The 20,162-nt window shown below is 69.1% G+C and carries 14 protein-coding genes and 1 pseudogene; 12 read left to right on the forward strand and 3 right to left on the reverse strand.

The genetic code is table 11. The features are described from left to right. The first annotated feature begins 144 nt into the window (after positions 1 to 144). Positions 145 to 1,296: a glutamate--cysteine ligase gene (locus ACIRSU_RS15215; protein WP_403792167.1), complete on the forward strand. Its 1,152-nt coding sequence runs from the start codon at positions 145 to 147 to the stop codon at positions 1,294 to 1,296. A gap of 60 nt (positions 1,297 to 1,356) precedes the next feature. Here ACIRSU_RS15215 and lon read toward each other — a convergent pair whose 3' ends face one another. Further along, positions 1,357 to 3,768: an endopeptidase La gene (lon, locus tag ACIRSU_RS15220; RefSeq protein WP_403792169.1), complete on the reverse strand. Its 2,412-nt coding sequence runs from the start codon at positions 3,766 to 3,768 to the stop codon at positions 1,357 to 1,359. A 214-nt stretch (positions 3,769 to 3,982) separates the two neighbouring features. On the opposite strand from lon, the gene ACIRSU_RS15225 reads away from it, so the two are divergent. The 4 genes from ACIRSU_RS15225 to ACIRSU_RS15240 are packed head-to-tail and all read left to right on the forward strand — an operon-like array spanning position 3,983 to position 8,938. Beyond that, positions 3,983 to 4,744, forward strand: coding sequence for a TnsA-like heteromeric transposase endonuclease subunit (locus ACIRSU_RS15225; protein ID WP_403792170.1), 762 nt, complete (start codon positions 3,983 to 3,985; stop codon positions 4,742 to 4,744). 41 nt (positions 4,745 to 4,785) lie between these two features. Beyond that, entirely contained in the window at positions 4,786 to 6,771 is a 1,986-nt protein-coding gene (locus tag ACIRSU_RS15230; protein WP_403792172.1) for an integrase, read from the forward strand. Continuing rightward, positions 6,768 to 7,862, forward strand: a complete 1,095-nt coding sequence (locus ACIRSU_RS15235) for a TniB family NTP-binding protein (RefSeq protein ID WP_403792173.1) — start codon at positions 6,768 to 6,770, stop codon at positions 7,860 to 7,862. Before ACIRSU_RS15230 ends, ACIRSU_RS15235 begins: the two co-directional genes overlap by 4 nt. Further along, complete coding sequence (locus ACIRSU_RS15240; protein WP_403792175.1) at positions 7,862 to 8,938, forward strand: hypothetical protein; 1,077 nt, start codon at positions 7,862 to 7,864, stop codon at positions 8,936 to 8,938. Before ACIRSU_RS15235 ends, ACIRSU_RS15240 begins: the two co-directional genes overlap by 1 nt. A 39-nt stretch (positions 8,939 to 8,977) precedes the next feature. Here ACIRSU_RS15240 and ACIRSU_RS15245 read toward each other — a convergent pair whose 3' ends face one another. Continuing rightward, a complete protein-coding gene (locus tag ACIRSU_RS15245; protein ID WP_403792177.1) occupies positions 8,978 to 10,576 on the reverse strand; it encodes a hypothetical protein in 1,599 nt (532 codons plus the stop codon). A gap of 165 nt (positions 10,577 to 10,741) precedes the next feature. Between ACIRSU_RS15245 and ACIRSU_RS15250 the strand changes: the two are divergent. Beyond that, positions 10,742 to 10,840: pseudogene (locus tag ACIRSU_RS15250) on the forward strand (DUF1877 domain-containing protein); the annotation flags it as partial. 90 nt (positions 10,841 to 10,930) lie between these two features. On the opposite strand, the gene ACIRSU_RS15255 reads toward ACIRSU_RS15250, so the two are convergent. Further along, the gene (locus ACIRSU_RS15255) at positions 10,931 to 11,962 is read right to left on the reverse strand and encodes a hypothetical protein (protein WP_403792179.1); all 1,032 of its coding nucleotides are present in this window, start codon (positions 11,960 to 11,962) and stop codon (positions 10,931 to 10,933) included. A 122-nt stretch (positions 11,963 to 12,084) separates the two neighbouring features. Between ACIRSU_RS15255 and ACIRSU_RS15260 the strand changes: the two genes are divergently transcribed. The 6 genes from ACIRSU_RS15260 (at position 12,085) to ACIRSU_RS15285 (ending at position 20,135) form a co-directional block, all read left to right on the forward strand. Further along, the gene (locus ACIRSU_RS15260) at positions 12,085 to 12,588 is read left to right on the forward strand and encodes a YfbM family protein (RefSeq protein ID WP_403792180.1); all 504 of its coding nucleotides are present in this window, start codon (positions 12,085 to 12,087) and stop codon (positions 12,586 to 12,588) included. 179 nt (positions 12,589 to 12,767) lie between these two features. Next, complete coding sequence (locus ACIRSU_RS15265; protein WP_403792182.1) at positions 12,768 to 13,283, forward strand: hypothetical protein; 516 nt, start codon at positions 12,768 to 12,770, stop codon at positions 13,281 to 13,283. Positions 13,284 to 13,467: 184 nt separating this feature from the next. Then, a complete protein-coding gene (locus ACIRSU_RS15270; RefSeq protein ID WP_403792183.1) occupies positions 13,468 to 14,169 on the forward strand; it encodes a spermidine synthase in 702 nt (233 codons plus the stop codon). Between the two features lie 60 nt (positions 14,170 to 14,229). Next, positions 14,230 to 14,964 (forward strand): response regulator transcription factor, encoded by a 735-nt coding sequence (locus tag ACIRSU_RS15275; protein WP_403792185.1) that lies wholly within the window; start codon positions 14,230 to 14,232, stop codon positions 14,962 to 14,964. Positions 14,965 to 15,029: 65 nt separating this feature from the next. After that, the gene (locus tag ACIRSU_RS15280; RefSeq protein WP_403792576.1) at positions 15,030 to 16,082 is read left to right on the forward strand and encodes an ATP-binding protein; all 1,053 of its coding nucleotides are present in this window, start codon (positions 15,030 to 15,032) and stop codon (positions 16,080 to 16,082) included. A gap of 270 nt (positions 16,083 to 16,352) precedes the next feature. Continuing rightward, on the forward strand, positions 16,353 to 20,135 hold the full coding sequence (locus tag ACIRSU_RS15285; protein ID WP_403792186.1) for a multifunctional oxoglutarate decarboxylase/oxoglutarate dehydrogenase thiamine pyrophosphate-binding subunit/dihydrolipoyllysine-residue succinyltransferase subunit: 3,783 nt from the start codon (positions 16,353 to 16,355) through the stop codon (positions 20,133 to 20,135). Positions 20,136 to 20,162 lie beyond the last annotated feature (27 nt).

Consider the following 20,162-nt stretch of genomic DNA (forward strand, 5'->3'; position numbering starts at 1 on the left):
CGGACGTCCTCCCTTCGGGTGTCGATTTCACGCCATCCGTACCAGAACAAGCGGAGTCGGGTCATCCGTGGACGTCCTTCGGGAATGCTCTGTTCGAACGGCCGTCAGCGCACGTCGTCCGAACCGTGAAGGAGAGAGCACTCCATGCGGAATGAGGAGCGGTGGGAGTACCACCGCGGGCAGGGACTGCGCACGATCGGGGTCGAGGAGGAGCTGCTCCTGGTCGATCCCACGACCGGGCTCCCCCAGCCACTGTCCGGGACCGTCACCGAGATCGCCGCCTGGCACGCCGATGTGCGGCCGGAGGCGGACCGGGGCGAGCCGGTGAAGCCCGAGTTGTACTGCGAGATGCTGGAGATCGGCACCAGGCCGTGCGCGACGGCGGACGAGCTGGCCGATCAGCTGCGTCAGGCCAGGGCCAACGCCGCGGCCGCGGCCAAGGAGGCCGGGGTGGCGGTCGCGGCGCTCGCGACAGCGCCGATGCGCTTCGAGCAGGTCCTCAACCCGGCGGACCGCTATCGGCGCTTCGAGGACCGGTACGCCCGGCTCATCGACGACAAGCTCACCTGCGCCTGTCACGTCCATGTCCACCTCACCTCGCCGGAGGAGGGCGTCGGTGTCCTGGACCGGATCCGGCCCTGGCTCGCGCCGCTGCTGGCGCTCAGTGCGAACTCGCCGTTCTGGCAGGGCGAGGACACCGGGTACGCGAGCTGGCGCCACCAGCTGTGGTCGCGCTGGCCGATGGCCGGGCCCGCCGAGCTGTTCGGCGACGTCGACGCGCTGGAGGAGACCACGCGGGCGATGCTGGCGAGCGAGGTGCTGGTCGACGACCACATGGTCTACTTCGACGCCCGGCTGTCCCGCAGCTATCCGACGGTGGAGGTACGGGTCGGCGACGTGTGCCTGCACGCGGAGGACGCCCTGCTGCTCGGGCTCCTGGTCCGCGCCCTGGTGGAGACCGAGGCCCGGGCCTGGCGGGCCGGGGTGGAGGCCGACCCGGTGCCGACCGTCCTCCTGCGCCTGGCCGCCTGGCAGGCCAGCCGTTATGGCCTGGGCGACCGGCTGCTGGATCCGAAGACCTGGCGGCCTGCCCCGGCCTCCGACGTCCTCGGGGCTCTGATCGACCATGTCACGCCGGCGCTGCGGGACGCGGGCGACCTCGACCGGACCGTGCGCGGCACCGAGCTGGTCCTCGCCCGGGGCACCGGGGCCGACCTCCAGCGCGCGGCGCACACCGGTGGCGCGAGCCTGGCCCCGGTCGTCGCCGACGCCGTGCGGCGTACGAACCCCGCATAGCTCGAACGGTGGGACGCCCTCCGCGCGGGAGGGCGCCCCACCGTCAGCCGCTCGGGTGCCTTACGCCGCCGCGCTCACCGCGACCGCCGCCGGGGTCAGGGCGATCTCCAGGACCTGGCGGACGTCCGTGACCGGGTGGACCTCCAGCTTCTCCAGGATCTCGGCGGGGACGTCGTCGAGGTCGGCCTCGTTCCGCTTGGGGATCACGACGGTCGTGATGCCCGCGCGGTGGGCGGCGAGGAGCTTCTGCTTCAGGCCGCCGATGGGCAGGACGCGGCCGGTGAGGGAGACCTCGCCGGTCATCGCGACGTCCGTGCGGACCAGCCGGCCCGACAGGAGCGAGGCGAGGGCCGTCGTCATGGTGATGCCGGCGCTCGGGCCGTCCTTCGGGACCGCGCCCGCCGGGAAGTGGATGTGCACGCCGCGGTCCTTCAGGCCGGTGACGGGCAGCTCCAGCTCGGCGCCGTGCGAGCGCAGGAAGGAGAGCGCGATCTGCGCCGACTCCTTCATCACGTCGCCCAGCTGACCGGTGAGGGTCAGACCCGCCCCGCCCGTCTCCGGGTCGGCGAGCGAGGCCTCCACGAAGAGGACGTCGCCGCCGGCGCCGGTCACGGCCAGACCGGTGGCGACACCGGGGACGGACGTGCGGCGCTCGGCCGGGTCCTGGGCGGACTCGGGCACGTGGTGCGGGCGGCCGATCAGGTCGCGCAGCTGGCCCTCGCCGATGGTGAACGGGAGCTCCCGCTCGCCCAGTTCGTGCTGGGCGGCCACCTTGCGGAGGAGTCGGGCGATCGAGCGCTCCAGGGTGCGGACGCCCGCCTCCCGGGTGTACTCGCCGGCCAGCTTGCGCAGCGCCGACTCCTCCAGGACGACCTCGCCCTTCTCCAGGCCGGCCCGCTCCAGCTGCCGGGGCAGCAGGTGGTCACGGGCGATGACGACCTTCTCGTCCTCGGTGTAGCCGTCGAGGCGGACCAGCTCCATGCGGTCGAGCAGGGCCTCCGGGATGGCCTCCAGGACGTTCGCCGTCGCGAGGAACACGACGTCGCTCAGGTCGAGTTCGACCTCCAGGTAGTGGTCGCGGAAGGTGTGGTTCTGCGCCGGGTCGAGGACTTCGAGGAGGGCCGCCGCCGGGTCGCCCCGGAAGTCGGAGCCGACCTTGTCGATCTCGTCGAGCAGCACCACCGGGTTCATGGACCCGGCCTCCTTGATCGCCCGGACGATCCGGCCGGGCAGCGCGCCCACGTACGTCCGCCGGTGGCCGCGGATCTCGGCCTCGTCCCGGACGCCGCCGAGGGCGACGCGGACGAACTTCCGGCCCATGGCGTGCGCGACGGACTCGCCGAGCGAGGTCTTGCCGACGCCGGGCGGGCCGACGAGGGCGAGCACGGCGCCGCCGCGACGGCCGCCGACGACGCCGAGGCCGCGCTCGGCGCGCCGCTTGCGCACGGCCAGGTACTCGGTGATGCGCTCCTTCACGTCCTCCAGGCCCGCGTGCTCGGCGTCCAGGACGGCCTTGGCGCCCTGGATGTCGTACTGGTCCTCGGTGCGCTCGTTCCACGGCAGTTCGAGGACGGTGTCGAGCCAGGTGCGGATCCAGGACCCCTCCGGGGACTGGTCGCTCGCCCGCTCCAGCTTCTCGACCTCCTTGAGGGCCGCCTCGCGGACCTTCTCGGGCAGGTCGGCGGCCTCGACGCGGGCGCGGTAGTCGTCGGACTCGTCGCCCTCCTTCTCGCCGTTGAGCTCACGCAGCTCCTTGCGCACGGCTTCGAGCTGGCGGCGCAGCAGGAACTCGCGCTGCTGCTTGTCGACGCCCTCCTGGACGTCCTTGGCGATGGTCTCGGCGACGTCCTGCTCGGCCAGGTGCTCGCGCAGCTGCGAGGTGGCGAGCTTGAGGCGGGCGACCGGGTCGGCGGTCTCCAGGAGTCCCAGCTTCTGCTCCACCGTCAGGAACGGGGAGTAGCCCGCGTTGTCGGCGAGCGCGCCGACGCCCTCGATCTGCTGGACGCGGTCGACGACCTGCCAGGCGCCGCGCTTCTTCAGCCAGCTCGTGGCCAGCGCCTTGTACTCCTTGACGAGCTCGGTCACCGAGCCGGGCAGCGGCTCCGGCACTGTCTCGTCGACGACGGTGCCCTCGACCCACAGCGCCCCGCCGGGCCCGGTCGTCCCGGCCCCGATGCGCACGCGGCCGCGGCCGCGGATCAGCGCGCCGGGATCGCCGTCGGACAGCCGCCCGACCTGCTCGACCGTGCCGAGCACACCGGTGCCCGCGTAGGTCCCGTCCACCCGGGGCACGAGCAGCACCCTGGGCTTCCCGGTCCCACCGCGCGCGGCGGCCTGCGCGGCCTCGACAGCTGCCCGCACGTCGTTGTCGGACAGGTCCAGCGGCACCACCATTCCGGGCAGCACGACCTCGTCGTCGAGCGGCAGCACAGGCAGAGTGAGCGGCGCGGACGCCATGGACTCAGAAGCCATGATCTCCCCTTCGGCAGTCAATCGCAGTCAATCAAGTTGAGCTATGCCGACTCAATGCATGTGAGCGCGGGATTGTTCCCCGCCCCGCGTTCGCTCTGAGCGATCACTCGTCCCGTGTCCTTTGCCGTGGATCCCTTCGCTTTGCAGCTCCATGTTTCGTCTGGTCGTTCGCTTTGCGGAGTGACCTTTCGTCCCCGGCTCGGGTTAGCGAGTCATGGCAGGTTCGTTAGGGGTACTGCCGGGTGGTGCCTACGGGCCGCCGGCGGAGGGGTTCGAGGTCGCGTACGCCGACCGGGACGGGTCTGAGTTTCGTCGCACGCTGGTGGACGCCTGGACAGTGCGGTTCGAGGATGTCGCGCCGGTACGCGCGTTCAAGTCGTACAGAGGCCAGCGGCATCTGCCGGGCTTGTGGTGGTCGTCCACGGTGGGCAGGCACATTGGATACGAGTCCTGGCTGGAGCGCGATCACGTGATGCTGCTGGACTTCGACCCGTCGGTGGTGGGGATCTCGTCTCAGCCGTTCTGGCTGTTCTGGCAGTCCGACGCGGGCAAGGGCATCTCGCATGCGCCGGACTACTTCGCCCGCCGCGAGAACGGCACGGCGGTGGTGGTCGACTGCCGTCCGGCGGATCGGCGTAAGCCCCGGGACGTGGTGAAGTTCGAGGCGACGCAGGCAGCCTGCGCCCAGGTGGGATGGGAGTTCCGGCTGGTGGGGGCGCCGGATGTGATCGTGGTGCGCAATGTGCGCTGGTTGGCGGGCTACCGCCACCCCCGGCACCGGTTGGAACCTGTGGCCTCCGAGCTACTGGCGGTGTTCGCCGAGCCACATCCAGTGATGGGCGGGGCCTCGGCGGTGGGGGACCCGATCAGGGTGCTGCCGGTGCTGTTCCACCTGCTGTGGTCGCACGAGCTGACAGCGGACATGTCGGTGCCGCTTCATGCTGTCTCGCTGGTGTCGGCAGGGGTGCGACGGTGACGGCTGGGCCGGGCAAGCCGGTGTTGCGACCAGGAGACTGGGTGACCTACGACGACGGGGATCACCAGGTGGTGGGACTCGCCGGCACGTCAGTGCGGCTGCGGTCGGCAACGGGGGCGGAATCGGTGGTGCTGGCGTCGCACCTGATGGCGGCACCGGACTTCACCGTCACCGGCACGGAACCGCTGCCTGCGGTGGAGCCATCCGGGTTGCTCGCGACGTTGCCCGAGCCAGTACGGGAGAGGGCTCGCGAGTGGGAACGGCACATGGTGGAGATCGAGACTGGGCTGCCCCCTGGCACCACGCCGGGCACGCCGCCGCGTCCCGGATATGACCCCGCTGCCTTCTCACTGATGGAACGGATGGCCTCAAAGGCGCGAGAGCTCGGCGTGACCGTTCGGACCGTGCAGAGTCGACGGTCACGCTACGTCCGGCAAGGGCTATGGGGTCTGGTGGACCAACGGGCGACCCAGGTCTGGGAAGCGACAGGCCGGGCAGATGCCCGGCTGGTGGCGGCGATCCGGGAAGCCCTGGAAGCGGAGACGCGTACCTCGACCGGAACCCGGTCGCGATTGATCCGCCGGGTGATCAATCTGGTGCAGGCCACCCACGGCGAAGGGGTGGTGCCGCTGCCGAGTCAGCGGACCTTCTACAAGCTGATCGACGCACTGTCCGCGGGAAGGCATACCTTCGGCTCGGCGACCACACGACGACAGACCGCGAACCGACCCGAAGGGCCGTTCACGCCGACGTTCGCGGACCGACCTGGGGAACAGGTGCAGATCGACTCCACCCCGCTGGACGTGATGGTGGTAATCGATTCGGGGCTCACCGTCCGCGCAGATCTGACGATCGCGGTCGATGTCGCCACCCGCACGATCTGTGCGGCAGTGCTACGCCCCATGGGAACCAAGGCCGTGGACGCCTCGCTGCTGCTGGCACGGATGCTGGTGCCCGAGCCGATGCGTCCGGGCTGGTCCGCCTCACTGCGAATGGCGGCCTCACGGATGCCGCACCGGCGGCTGCTGGACGTGGACACGCGGATGGAGCAGGCCGCCGCGAAACCGGTGATCGTGCCGGACACCGTCGTCATCGACGGCGGGAAAGTGTTCGTCTCCGACACCTTCATCCGGGCCTGCGACCGGCTCGGCATCTCGGTGCAGCGAGCACGCCCGCGCACGCCGACCGACAAGGGCATCGTGGAGGCAACGTTCTCCGCGATCAGTACGCTGTTCGCCCAGCACCTGGCCGGCTACACAGGGCGGGACGTCTCCCGTCGCGGCGAGCGGGTCGAGGAACGGGCGGTCTGGACGGTTCCCGAACTCCAGGACCTCCTGGACGAATGGCTGCTGGCCGGGTGGCAGACGCGGCCGCACGACGCTCTGCGCGATCCCTTCCGGCCAAAAAGGCCGATGTCGCCGAACGATAAGTACGCCTCTCTGGTGGCGGCCTGCGGCTACCTGCCGCTGGTCCTGCGCGGAGAGGACTACCTGGAGCTGCTGCCCGTGGCCTGGAGGGCTGTCAACGACTACGGCATCCGGATCAACTACCGCACTTACGACAGTGCTGACCTGGGGCCTCTGCGGCGCCAGCACTCGGGGCACGCTGCCAAACGCGGGCTCTGGGAGGTGCACTGCGACCCCTACGACCTTTCCAAGGTGTTCGTACGAACCCAGCAGGGTTGGATCACCGTCCCCTGGGTGCACCTGCCGTTGGTCAGCGCGCCTTTCGCGGACTTCACCTGGCAGCACTCGCGTCGCCTGGCCGCCGAGGCCGGCCAGGACGACACCAACGAGACGGCAGTAGCCCGTGTCCTGGACGAGCTACTTACCCGCGCAGAGCACGGCCCGGACACCCGGTCGGCCAGGGTGGCCAGCCGCACACGCGTCGCTGCTGCCGTCCACGCGCCCGCCGTGGCCCCTGAGATCGAGACGAACCTCGATCCGGAACCCGAGGTGCATCCTCCTGCCGCGGTGGCGGGTTTCGGCGTCTTCGACGCCCACGCAGAAGCTGAAAGGTGGCTATGAGCAAACGCAAGCCGTCCTCATCGGCGGGCACCCCGGACTTCGACGGGGTCAAGCAGGCTCCGCCGGACAGTCCGCTGACCACGAAGGAGGGATGGTGCCACTTCGTCGGACACGAGCCGGTCCCGACCCGGCTACTGACCGCGGCCGAGCGGGCAGCGCTGGCCCCGCACGAGCGCACGCGCGAGCAAGAGCGACGCCGGGACTACCACGCGGATCTGCCGCTGGTGAACACCCCGACCATCCGCAAGGTCGTCGCCACCTCCCGGCTGCTGATCCAGCTCAACCGCAACCAGATCTCCGCCCGTCGCGGCGTCATCCTTTCCGGTGCCTCCGGCACCGGAAAGACGACCGCGCTGACCCAGCTGGGCCGGGCCCATGAACTGGCCATCCGCAAGCGTCACCCGCGCGACCCGAACCGGCTGCCGGTCGTCTACGTCACGGTCCCACCGGCTGCCACACCGAAGATGCTGGCAATGGAGTTCGCCCGGTTCTTCGGACTGACCTTCCCCAGTCGGGCCAACGTCACCGACATCGTGGACGCGGTCTGCGCTACCGCCGCCCATGTCCATGTCGACCTCGTCCTGGTCGACGAGCTGCACAACCTCAACCTGGCGACGCGGTCCGGCGCCGAAGCCTCCGACCAGCTGAAGTACTTCGCCGAACGGTTGCCTGCCACCTTTGCCTACGCGGGCATCGACGTCGAATCACGGGGGGTGTTCGCCGGCACCCGGGGACGGCAGATCGCCGGACGCTTCGTCGTCATCCCGGCCGTTCCGTTCACCCACGCCACCACCGCCGACCACGACGCCTGGCGAGCCCTGGTGGGCACCCTGGAGTCCACGCTCCGGCTGCACCACCACGCCCTGGGCACGCTCACCGAACTGAGCGAGTACATCTTCCACCGCACCGGCGGCATGATCGGCAGCCTCTCCCAGCTCATCCGCGGCGCCGCCGTCCTGGCCATCGAGGACGAGAGCGAGCGCATCACCGAGGACCTGCTGGCTCTTGTCCCGATCGACTTCGCCGCCGAGCAGTCCGAGAAACTCACCGCCCCGGCCAGACCTGCCTCCCGACGTAGGCGAGTGGCCTGATGCTCCTGCGCCGTCTTCCTGATCCCGTCCCACCCGCCCGGCACGAGATCGCTGCCTCCTACATCGCCCGCCTGGCCCGGCTCCACGGCCTCGACCTCAACGCCCTCTGGCGATGTCTCACCGAACGCGAAGCCTCCGGAGGCATACGCCGCGTCATCGTCCCTGAGCGCCTCGCCGCCATCACCGGCCGGACCGTCCACACCCTCTCCGGTGCTCTGCCGGAGTTACGCCACCCGCAGCCCGACTGGGCGATGTTCCGTCACCAGCCACAACCCGGCTGCCCTCACTGCAACGCCAAACACCCCGGCGGCGAGGTCATCAGAATCATGCCGCACCACCGCTACGTCTGCACCCAGCACCGACTATGGCTCTGCCCCTCCGACGCCGACGGACACACCACGCCCCTCGACGTTCTCCCGGAAGTCGTTCAAGCACAACGCCGGCATTTGCGCATCGTCTGGCGCCACGGCTGGGCCATCACCTACGACGCCGTCCTCACGGCCATACTCATCTGCGGCCAGCTCTGGTCCCTACCGGAGAACGAAAACGGCGGAGCATGGCACGACTGGGTCCGCCGGGCGGGCATCCTCATCCCGCCTGACACAACCGAAACGGCCTTCTCAGTGGCACGTCTCTGCGCCGTTGTGTATCCCGAAGCCATCGCGCTGGCCCCGCTCTTCGCGTCGCCTTACTGGAGAAAACAAGCGCAGGAATCGACCTGGAACCGCCGCCTCTTCAACGCCGAAATCGCCCGCCGGTTAAGACATCCCGACTACAGATACAAAGAGCATGACAATGATCCCATTAGCCACTGGGCCAACATGAACGCCAAGCGCTCACCGCTTGCTCCTATCTACGTTCACGACCAGAAGCGCCATCTCAGGAAACCAGCCCTGAGCCCCGCCACTCGACTCGCTCAGCAACGGCGCGCCAGCGCCTTCAACCCATCCCACCGAGCTGGTGAAGCGCTCGTTGCACACCGCTACCTCGCGACCGTCTTCCGGCGCGCCTGGGACCCTATGCGGAGACACGCCCTCTCCCCGTCTGGCGACAGCTACTACCGTCTGCGCCAGTGACGCCTTCCCAACGGCATGCGCTCACAGCCCGTTCGACCACTACGACGTCGACTGCCCCTCTGTTGCGTAGAATTGCCGCAAGTCAAGGACGGCCCTTCGGATCGCCCTGTGATCCTGCATGGGTACATCGACATCGACATACCCCTCAGCCTCACCAGCATTGACCGGCAGTGCGCCAAGTGGCGCGCTCTGGGTCTGGATCAGGTCCACATAGGCCCCGTAGTCGATACCCCAGATATCGAACCGCTCGCCAGGTTGATCCTGAGCAGAATACCCACGCCGGAGGATGTGGAGCACGCGGGCGTCGAAAAGCGCGAGCAGAACATCGTCCCGGGCATCGGCCGAGTTGACCAGAAATGCTCGTGCACGCTTCCCACGAATCACCTCGGAAATAATCCATTCGAGCAGCCGGCGCGCCTGAACCAAGCTCGCGAGACCGTTCATCTTGTCGCCGTGGTACCAACTGCGTGCCGCATCACGGACGAGCGGAACGGAGATCTTTTCTTGCCCAGCCTTCATGGCAGCCTTGGCGGCGATGTAGAGAGCATCCCTGGGAACACCTTCGGACGCACGGACCAACTCGTCGAACGCCCGCTTGTCGGTGAACCCAGCGGAGACGACGTTTCCAGACAGGCGCGAAAGGCCCGAGTTGGGCATGGCCGCACCGACGCTCTGAAGGTGCTTGGCGAACAGACCTTGAAAGAACGACCGTGCACGCTCCTCGTTCCCCTCGTAGACCAGGAAGTCGTCGAGGTTTACGTGGGCGCCCATGTCCGCACCGAGCTCAATCCCGATGGTGCTGCCATCGACCTGAGCCCTGAAGTTCGACTGCTGTTCAATGGCGGCGATCTTGACGGTGAACTTCTGGACCGGGAGAATGCAGCGAGTCAAGAAGTGGGCGAGATAAGGCTGGAGATCTCGCGGCACGCTGCTCCACTCGTCAAGCAACAGCCATACTCGACGGCTAGTGAGCGCGTTTCCGAGGTCACGAAGAGCCCTGGCCACATCACTGAAGTTGAGACTGATCTGCTCCGTGCCCTTCCGGGTTTCCCGCTGGAGGCCTCGGTCTTCGGCCGAAGACTCCGAACTCAGCCTGCCGGAGAGCCTCGGCCCACCCTGAGCGAGTGAAGCCTCAGCTGAGACACCGTCCTTGCTTCCGGCCTTACTCTCAGCCTCATCTGTCCGCTCCACCTCGCCGAGAACCCGGACCGAGGTGATCGCGTTGAGAAGCTGGTCGGCCTTGTCCACGAAGTTACTGTCGTCGATCAAAGAGCCGTCTTCGAGCACTGAGATGAGCAGAGAGTCGTGCAACTGCCCGAGAAGGTCCACAAGGAGACGGGCGGCCCTCTCAGTGATCGGAGCCGACTGCGGATCGAGCAGCCCACTCGCCGACCCGATAGTGCGCAAGTCGATGTACAAGGCCAGATCACCGGATTCGGAAGCCTCGGAACCCAAGTAGCTGAGGGCATGCGTCTTCCCGGTGCCACGTCGGCCGTAGATCACCTGGTGGTCAACCGTGTTGATCACATCAACCACCCCCGAGTCAACGAAGGTCTCGTGGAGCTGGGGGCCTTCCTGCTTCTCCGCTCGCTTCGGGATCTGGTTGAAGGCGCGGTTCAGTGACGAGAGAGCTGACATGAGGGGAAGGTTAGACGCATCGGGCAACGAGAGTGATGCGTTCGAACTACGTCCTCAACTTGCCAGTACGTCGAGTCGACTTCGCGGTTGACATCGTTCACGGCGAGGACGAGACCCCGGGCTGAGGGCTGGGGTTACGGGCCCCGCTCTCTCAGCCCAGAACGCGTGCGCGGCGCAGCGGAGACACTCCTCGCTACGCCTCACGAGGCCCTTGTTGAGGCCGCTCGTCCGGCAGAACTCGCCAAGGCCGAAACCCTCCCCACCGTTGCCTGGGAGCGCGGCAAGCCGCTCGACTACGTGACCAGCCACTACCAAGCGTTGGATCCGTGCACAAACGGGGCCGAGACCGGTCGCTCAGAGCGAGGAGGCCCAGGGGTCGTCGTACGGTTCGGGCTCTTCGGGGTGGAGCATGCAGCGAATACAGCGCAGGAGTCCCGGTTCACCGGTTCCGGCGGCGGCGTACATCCACGGCAGGGCGTCCATGACGTGCGCGCGTTCGTCTGTGGCGAAGGTTTCGATCGTCTGGTGTAGGTCCTCGGGGGCGGGCTCATCTGTGAGGCAGAGCCAGCCGATTGCCGCGGCCAGACGGACTTCGGGGGCCTCTGCTCGGTCTTGCCACCGCTCACAGAACCACGAGAGGGCCGGCGGCTGTACGTAAGTTCGGGTGGTCTCGGCGACGGCGAGGAGCAGGGCGGCGCGGACCATGGCGTCATGCTCGGTGGCGAACCTGGCGGCAAGGGCGGTTCGGACCACAAGGTCGGGGTCGGCGGCGGTGGCCAGGGCATAGGCGGCGTCAATGCGGATGGTGGGCTCGGAGTCGTTGAGAAGCGGCAGGAGTACGGGTGTTTCGGCAGTGATCGCGGCTCGGGCGGCGGCCACCGACCAGCCTGCCGGGTAGCCCGTCACCTCGACGCCGTAGTCGTCGTAGTCGTCGGGGGCGTGGTGCCGAGGATCGTTGCGATGGAGAAGGTATTCATCGCGGGAGGCGACGCCATAGTGCCGGGCGCGGGCCGGGCCGGAGAGCACGGCAAGGGCGGCGGCACGGTGAGGGTGGTGGGCATCCGCGGCGATGGGGATCAGGAACGGTACGGCGAGGGCGGCGGCGGCCCGGCTGTCGTTGGCGCACAGGCCGCCCAGCACGTCCGTCGCGCAGCGAGCGGGGTCCTCGCCGCTGTGCAGCAGGTGAACGGCTGCCCGGGCATCGTCACCGTGGGGGAAGTTCCCCCACGAGACGGCGTCGAGGAGCAACCCGCGTTGGGCCCCGGACTGGATGGTAGCGACCGCCGCCCGCACATCGAACGCGCCTCCCGCGAACGAGGCCAGATCCGCTCCGTCCACCAGCGCCCGGCACATCGCGAACGTCGGATCGGTCCGCCAATCCCTCACACCGCACCCCTACCATCGAATCTCCAGAGACTCGATCACGAAAACCCTCACGCCAGAGCCGTCGGGCGAACAGCTGCACCGCTGCTGGCCTGCGTGTCAGTGCCCGCCTCTAACATCCGGCCATGAGCATGATCGGAGAGTACGCCCGCCTGACCTCTGCCGAACTCGATCGCGCGATCCATGACCCGGATTGGGCCCGGGAGTTCGTCGACGAGGTAATCGAGGCGGAGCTGGATTCCAGACCCAAGGTGTCCGACGCACGTTGCCACGACGTTGACAAGGCGTGGCACGCGCTCGACTTCCTGCTGCGTCGCATCAACTTCCCCGTTGACATCGTTCACGGCGAGGAAGAGATCCCCGGGGCTGAGGACTGGGGTTACGGGCCGCCCCGCTTCCTCAGCCCTGAACGAGTACGCGTTGCAGCGGAGACGCTCGCCGCCACACCTCACGAGGCGCTTGTTGAGGGTGTTCGGCCGGCAGAGCTCGCCGAGGCCGAAATTTACCCCACCGTTGTCTGGGAGCGCGGCGAGTCCCTCGACTACGTGACCAGCCACTACCAGGCGTTGGTTCCGTTCTTCCGAGCAGCGGCAGACGCTGGGGACGCCATGCTCATCTGGCTGGACTGACAGTCATCGCCGCTCCGTATTGGCTCCCGAAAACGCAGGGTGGAACTGCACAAAACCGTGTCGGCCAGAGCCACACATTCCTTCATGTCCCAGCTCAACGTCCGGTCACGATGCGACTACAAAACGCAAAGGACAGCCCGCGCCCTGCGCGGGCCCGCCGGAACGGGCATGCTCGGGCCATGGAGTACGCGAAGCGGGAGTACGTGAAGCGGTACGGGCGCAGGTTCGGCGCCGCGGCCGTCCTCGCCGCGGCCGTCGCCGTGACCGGCTGCGGTCAGGCCCCGGCGGCACCGCCGGCCGAGAGCCCGGCAAGCAGTGCCGCCACCCGCACGACCACGGAGCCCGCACCCCAGGACGTCCTGGTCGAGGTCGACGTCAGCGGCGGCTTCGCCGGGGTCAGCAACAAGCTGGTGGTCCACTACGACGGCGCCTACACCGTCCGCCACGGCACCAAGCCGCCCGCCTCCGGACGCCTGACGCCCGCTCAGGCCGCCGAACTGCGCGCCGCCCTGGAGGACCCGGCGTACGCGAAGGTCCCGGACCGGGCCACCGGCAGCCCGGTCCGCGACGGGTTCACGTACCAGGTCACGTACGGCCACCGGCTCGTGGTGACCCAGGACGGCGAGGCCCGCCCGCCCGCACTCCAGCGCGTCTTCGACGCCCTCCCCGACGGCGGCCCGCCGACGGCCCCGTAAAGCCGGACCACCAGGAAACCAGGCCCGGAGTTCCTCGTACGGCACGCGCGTGGACGCCCCGCCGGACGCTCGGCCGGATCGCGCACTACGTCACGCACGAGGCTCGTTAAGCGGTTGTCCCGGCCGCCCGCACCCTCCGAGGATGGCCGGGAGAGCCACGTACAAGCGAGCCACGGAGTGAGCAATGAGCAGCCCCGTCACCCTCGAACGCCGTGAGGGCCCGTACGGAGAAGTCGTCCTGCGGCAGCGCGACACGGACGACGTGACGCACTACGAGATCATCGCCAACGGCACGTTCCTGATGGACACGTCCGACGGCCGCTCGGAGCGCCTGCTCGTCGACGCCGCCCTGGACGCGCTGTCGTCGGGACCGTCGCGCCCGGAGGCGCCGTCCGTCCTCATCGGCGGCCTCGGCGTCGGTTTCTCGCTCGCGCACGCCGCCGCCGACCCGCGCTGGGGCCGGATCGCGGTCGCGGAGCGTGAGGGCGCGATCATCGACTGGCACCGGGAGGGTCCACTCTCGGCCATCTCCGGTGCGGCGCTCGCCGATCCGCGCACCGTGATCCTGCACACGGACCTGGTGGCCTACCTGCGCACCACCACCGACACCTACGACGCCCTGTGCCTGGACATCGACAACGGGCCCGACTGGACGGTCACCGAGGACAACGAATCCCTTTATTCCGCCGAGGGTTTGGCCTCCTGCGCGGCCCGGCTGAACCCGGGCGGAATCCTCGCCGTGTGGTCGGCGCAGCCGTCCGCCGATTTCGAAGAGTCGTTGCGGAATGCCGGATTCAGCGGGGTACGGACCGAAGAGGTCGCGGTTGCCCGGGGCGTCCCCGACGTGGTCCACCTCGCCGTCCGGCCAGCCGGATCGCCTGCGTAGCCTTGACGCGGCGGTTGCCCCTAGGCTGCTGCACCGACATCGGCGACGCGAGGCGGGGCAATGGAGCAGACACACACCACGAACCACGGTGCGACGACTCCAGGGGCCCAGCGCAGAGTCCTGGTGGTCGAGGACGACGCCACGATCGTGGACGCGATCGCCGCGCGGCTGCGCGCCGAGGGCTTCCTGGTGCAGACGGCCGGCGACGGCCCGGCGGCGGTGGACGCGGCCGACGCGTGGCAGCCGGACCTGATGGTGCTCGACGTGATGCTGCCGGGCTTCGACGGCCTGGAGGTGTGCCGCCGGGTGCAGGCCCAGCGGCCCGTCCCGGTCCTGATGCTCACCGCGCGTGACGACGAGACGGACATGCTGGTGGGCCTCGGCGTCGGCGCCGACGACTACATGACGAAGCCGTTCTCGATGCGCGAGCTGGCCGCCCGGGTGCACGTGCTGCTGCGCCGGGTGGAGCGGGCCGCGCTGGCGGCGGCGACGCCGCGCAGCGGGATCCTGCGCCTCGGCGAGCTGGAGATCGACCACGCGCAGCGCCGGGTCCGGGTCAGGGCCGAGGACGTGCACCTGACGCCGACCGAGTTCGACCTGCTGGTCTGCCTGGCGAACACCCCGCGGGCCGTGCTCTCGCGCGAGCAGCTGCTCGCCGAGGTGTGGGACTGGGCGGACGCCTCCGGCACCCGGACCGTGGACAGCCACATCAAGGCGCTGCGCCGGAAGATCGGGGCCGAGCGGATCCGCACGGTCCATGGTGTCGGCTACGCGCTGGAGACCCCGGCGCCGTGAGCCGGGCGGGGCGGGGGGCCCGGGGGGACGACCGGCACGGCGACCAGGACGGCGGCCGGCGGCGGATAGCGATATCGATCAAGACGAAGCTGGGCACCCTGGTCGTCGGCGCCGTGCTGCTGACCTCGGGCCTCGCCCTCGTGGCGATCCGGACCTCGACCGAGTTCCGCTACATCACGATCTTCGCGATGATCGCCACGCTGCTGATCACCCAGTTCGTGGCCCAGTCCCTGACCGCCCCGCTGGACGAGATGAACCACGTCGCCGGCTCGATCTCGCGCGGCGACTTCAGCCGTCGGGTGCGCGGCGCGGACCGCCGCGACGAGCTGGGCGACCTGGCCTCCACGATCAACCGCATGGCGGACGACCTGGAGGCCGTGGACCGGCACCGCAAGGAGCTGGTCGCGAACGTCTCGCACGAGCTGCGCACGCCCATCGCGGCGCTGCGCGCGCTCCTGGAGAACGTCGTCGACGGCGTCTCCGCCGCCGATCCGGAGACCATGCGGACGGCCCTGAAGCAGACCGAGCGGCTCGGCCGGCTGGTGGAGACGCTGCTCGACCTGTCACGACTCGACAACGGTGTCGTCACGCTCCGGCGCAGCCGCTTCGAGGTGTGGCCGTACCTCTCGGGCATCCTGCGCGAGGCGAACCTGGCCGCGTCCCAGCGCGGGCTCTCCTCCACCTCGGGCCTGCACCGCCGTACGGACGTGCATCTGCACCTGGACGTGTCGCCGCCCGAGCTGACCGCGCACGCGGACGCGGAGCGGCTGCACCAGGTGATGGCGAACCTGATCGACAACGCGGTGAAGCACTCGCCGCCGCACGGGCGCGTGACCGTGCGGGCGCGCCGGGGCCCGTATCCGGACAGTGTGGACCTGGAGGTCGCGGACGAGGGCCCGGGCATCCCGGAGTCGGAGCGGCACAAGGTCTTCGAGCGGTTCAACCGGGGCACGGTCCCGGCCCAGCAGGGCCCGGGCAGCGACGGCGGCACCGGTCTGGGGCTCGCGATCGCCCGCTGGGCGGTCGATCTGCACGGCGGTCACATCGGAGTGGCCGAATCGTCACGCGGCTGCCGCATCAGACTCACTCTTCCGGGCAGTCTTCCGCCACGGGATTGACGTAGGGTTCGAACCGGAAGCACTCGTTCTGCGTGTACGTGGACGGGTACGTCGTCAGGGATGCGGCTGAACAGGGCCGCAGCCGCGCTTTCCCGTACCCTCACCGACGCAGAACCACGGTTGTTTCCCGCCATTCACGGCACCGAAACACCTCGTCAAGTGTGACTTGCGCGACGTTGGACTGCCTGGCCTGCACCTCCCGGCCAGGGAGGCGTAGCCTTTATTTCCGCTGTCCATCACCTTGCGAAGCGGAAGAGGGCGGTTGCCGCCGTGTCGTCTCAGTCCCCCAGTACCCCGAGCTCCCCGGCAGACCAAGACGGGCAGGGCGTGAGCCCCGCAGCCGCCTTCGGTGCCAACGAGTGGCTCGTCGACGAGATCTACCAGCAGTACCTCCAGGACCCGAATTCGGTCGATCGTGCCTGGTGGGACTTCTTCGCCGACTACAAGCCCGGAGCACCGGAGACCCCGGCCGCCCCGGCCGCCACCACCCCGAGCGCGCCGGCCGCGCCGCAGGCCGGCCCCGCACAGGCCGCACCTGCCGCCGCCGTGCCCGCCCCGGCCGCTCCGGCCGCCCCGGCCCCGGCGAAGCCCGCCGCCGCCGCTCCGGCCCCGGTGAAGGCCGCTCCGGCCCCCGCCGCCCCGGCGAAGCCGGCCGCCGCCGCGAAGCCCGCCGCCGAGGCCCCCGCCGGCCCCGAGCTCATCACCCTGCGCGGCCCGGCCGCCGCCGTCGCGAAGAACATGAACGCCTCGCTGGAGGTGCCGACGGCCACGTCCGTCCGCGCCGTCCCGGTGAAGCTGCTCTTCGACAACCGGATCGTCATCAACAACCACCTGAAGCGCGCCCGGGGCGGGAAGATCTCCTTCACTCACCTCATCGGCTACGCGATGGTGCAGGCGATCAAGGCCATGCCGTCGATGAACTACTCCTTCGCGGAGAAGGACGGCAAGCCGACCCTGGTGAAGCCGGAGCACGTCAACTTCGGTCTGGCCATCGACCTCGTGAAGCCGAACGGCGACCGCCAGCTCGTCGTCGCCGGCATCAAGAAGGCCGAGACGCTCAACTTCTTCGAGTTCTGGCAGGCGTACGAGGACATCGTCAAGCGCGCCCGCGTCGGCAAGCTGACGATGGAGGACTTCACCGGCGTCACGGTCTCCCTGACCAACCCCGGCGGCCTCGGCACCGTCCACTCCGTGCCGCGTCTGATGCCCGGTCAGTCGGTCATCATGGGCGTCGGCTCCATGGACTACCCGGCCGAGTTCCAGGGCACCTCCCAGGACACCCTGAACAAGCTGGGCATCTCCAAGGTCATGACCCTGACCTCGACCTACGACCACCGGGTCATCCAGGGCGCGGCCTCCGGCGAGTTCCTGCGCATCGTCGCCAACCTCCTCCTCGGCGAGGACGGCTTCTACGACGACGTCTTCAAGTCGCTGCGCATCCCCTACGAGCCGGTCCGCTGGCTCCGGGACATCGACGCCTCGCACGACGACGACGTCACCAAGGCCGCGCGCGTCTTCGAGCTGATCCACTCCTACCGGGTCCGCGGCCACGTCATGGCCGACACCGACCCGCTGGAGTACAAGCAGCGCAAGCACCCCGACCTGGACATCACCGAGCACGGCCTCACCCTGTGGGACCTGGAGCGCGAGTTCGCGGTCGGCGGCTTCGCCGGCAAGTCGATGATGAAGCTCCGCGACATCCTCGGCGTGCTCCGCGACTCGTACTGCCGCACCACCGGCATCGAGTTCATGCACATCCAGGACCCGAAGCAGCGCAAGTGGATCCAGGACCGCGTGGAGCGCCCGCACGCCCGTGTGGAGCGCGAGGAGCAGCTGCGCATCCTGCGCCGGCTGAACTCGGCCGAGGCGTTCGAGACCTTCCTGCAGACCAAGTACGTCGGCCAGAAGCGCTTCTCGCTCGAGGGCGGCGAGTCGGTCATCCCGCTGCTCGACGCGGTCATCGACTCCGCGGCGGAGTCCCGCCTCGACGAGGTCGTCATCGGCATGGCCCACCGCGGCCGCCTGAACGTCCTCGCGAACATCGTCGGCAAGTCGTACGCGCAGATCTTCCGCGAGTTCGAGGGCAACCTCGACCCGAAGTCGATGCACGGCTCCGGCGACGTCAAGTACCACCTGGGCGCCGAGGGCACCTTCACCGGTCTCGACGGCGAGCAGATCAAGGTCTCCCTGGTCGCCAACCCCTCCCACCTGGAGGCGGTCGACCCGGTCGTGGAGGGTGTCGTCCGCGCCAAGCAGGACGTCATCGGCAAGGCCGGCACGGACTTCACCGTCCTGCCGATCGCCCTGCACGGCGACGCGGCCTTCGCGGGCCAGGGCGTCGTGGCCGAGACGCTCAACATGTCGCAGCTGCGCGGCTACCGCACCGGCGGCACGGTCCACGTCGTCATCAACAACCAGGTCGGCTTCACCGCGGCTCCCGAGGCCTCGCGTTCCTCCATGTACGCGACGGACGTGGCCCGCATGATCGAGGCGCCGATCTTCCACGTGAACGGCGACGACCCGGAGGCGTGCGTCCGCGTGGCGCGGCTCGCCTTCGAGTTCCGCCAGACGTTCAACAAGGACGTCGTGATCGACCTCATCTGCTACCGCCGCCGCGGTCACAACGAGGGCGACAACCCGCAGTTCACCAACCCGCAGATGTACAACCTGATCGACAAGAAGCGTTCGGTGCGCAAGCTCTACACCGAGTCGCTCATCGGTCGCGGCGACATCACCCTGGAAGAGGCCGAGCAGGCGCTCCAGGACTTCCAGGGCCAGCTGGAGAAGGTCTTCGCCGAGGTCCGCGAGGCCACCGCGACGCCGACCCAGACCCAGGTCCCGGACGCCAAGCCCGACTTCCCGGTCTCCGTGACCACCGCGATCTCCCAGGAGGTCGTGAAGCGGATCGCCGAGTCGCAGGTGAACATCCCGGAGCAGGTCACGGTCCACCCGCGTCTGCTGCCGCAGCTGCAGCGCCGCGCGGCCTCGATCGACGACGGCACCATCGACTGGGGCTTCGGCGAGACCCTCGCCATCGGCTCCCTGCTGATGGAGGGCACCCCGGTCCGCCTGTCGGGCCAGGACTCCCGCCGCGGCACCTTCGGCCAGCGCCACGCGGTGCTCGTCGACCAGGAGACCGGCGAGGACTACACCCCGCTGCTGTACCTCGCCGAGGACCAGGCCCACTACAACGTCTACGACTCGATGCTCAGCGAGTACGCGGCGATGGGCTTCGAGTACGGCTACTCGCTGGAGCGCCCCGACGCCCTGGTGATCTGGGAGGCCCAGTTCGGTGACTTCGTCAACGGCGCGCAGACCGTCGTCGACGAGTTCATCTCCTCCGCCGAGCAGAAGTGGGGCCAGACCTCCGGCGTCACCCTGCTCCTGCCGCACGGCTACGAGGGCCAGGGCCCGGACCACTCGTCCGCCCGCCCGGAGCGCTTCCTGCAGATGTGCGCGCAGGACAACATGACGGTCGCCATGCCGACGCTGCCGTCGAACTACTTCCACCTGCTGCGCTGGCAGGTCCACAACCCGCACCACAAGCCGCTCATCGTCTTCACCCCGAAGTCGATGCTGCGTCTGAAGGCCGCGGCGTCGAAGGTGGAGGAGTTCACCACCGGCGGCTTCCGCCCGGTGATCGGTGACTCGACGGTCAACCCGGCCGACGTCCGCAAGGTCGTCTTCTGCGCGGGCAAGGTCTACTACGACCTGGAGGCCGAGCGGCAGAAGCGCGGTGTCACGGACACGGCGATCATCCGTCTGGAGCGCCTGTACCCGCTGCCGGGTGCCGAGCTGCAGGCCGAGATCTCCAAGTACCCGAACGCCGCGAAGTACATCTGGGCCCAGGAGGAGCCGGCGAACCAGGGTGCCTGGCCGTTCATCGCGCTCAACCTGATCGACCACCTGGACCTGGCGGTCGGCGCGGACATCCCGGCGAGCGAGCGTCTGCGCCGGATCTCCCGCCCGCACTCCTCCTCCCCGGCGGTCGGCTCGGCCAAGCGCCACCAGGCGGAGCAGGCGCAGCTGGTCGCGGAGGTCTTCGACGCGTAAGCGCCGACGACCGGAGTTCGTACGACC

Source organism: Streptomyces sp. NPDC101160, assembly GCF_044768205.1.
In the GTDB taxonomy this organism is placed as follows: Bacteria; Actinomycetota; Actinomycetes; order Streptomycetales; family Streptomycetaceae; genus Streptomyces.

Excerpts from the sequence above, each read along its gene's own strand:
- ACIRSU_RS15235 (WP_403792173.1), top strand. The coding sequence starts at position 6,768 with ATGAGCAAACGCAAGCCGTCCTCATCGGCGGGCACCCCGGACTTCGAC.
- ACIRSU_RS15275 (WP_403792185.1), top strand. The coding sequence starts at position 14,230 with ATGGAGCAGACACACACCACGAACCACGGTGCGACGACTCCAGGGGCC.
- ACIRSU_RS15240 (WP_403792175.1), top strand. The coding sequence starts at position 7,862 with ATGCTCCTGCGCCGTCTTCCTGATCCCGTCCCACCCGCCCGGCACGAG.
- ACIRSU_RS15260 (WP_403792180.1), top strand. The coding sequence starts at position 12,085 with ATGAGCATGATCGGAGAGTACGCCCGCCTGACCTCTGCCGAACTCGAT.
- ACIRSU_RS15225 (WP_403792170.1), top strand. The coding sequence starts at position 3,983 with ATGGCAGGTTCGTTAGGGGTACTGCCGGGTGGTGCCTACGGGCCGCCG.
- ACIRSU_RS15245 (WP_403792177.1), bottom strand. The coding sequence starts at position 10,576 with ATGTCAGCTCTCTCGTCACTGAACCGCGCCTTCAACCAGATCCCGAAG.
- lon (WP_403792169.1), bottom strand. The coding sequence starts at position 3,768 with ATGGCTTCTGAGTCCATGGCGTCCGCGCCGCTCACTCTGCCTGTGCTG.
- ACIRSU_RS15270 (WP_403792183.1), top strand. The coding sequence starts at position 13,468 with ATGAGCAGCCCCGTCACCCTCGAACGCCGTGAGGGCCCGTACGGAGAA.
- ACIRSU_RS15215 (WP_403792167.1), top strand. The coding sequence starts at position 145 with ATGCGGAATGAGGAGCGGTGGGAGTACCACCGCGGGCAGGGACTGCGC.
- ACIRSU_RS15265 (WP_403792182.1), top strand. The coding sequence starts at position 12,768 with ATGGAGTACGCGAAGCGGGAGTACGTGAAGCGGTACGGGCGCAGGTTC.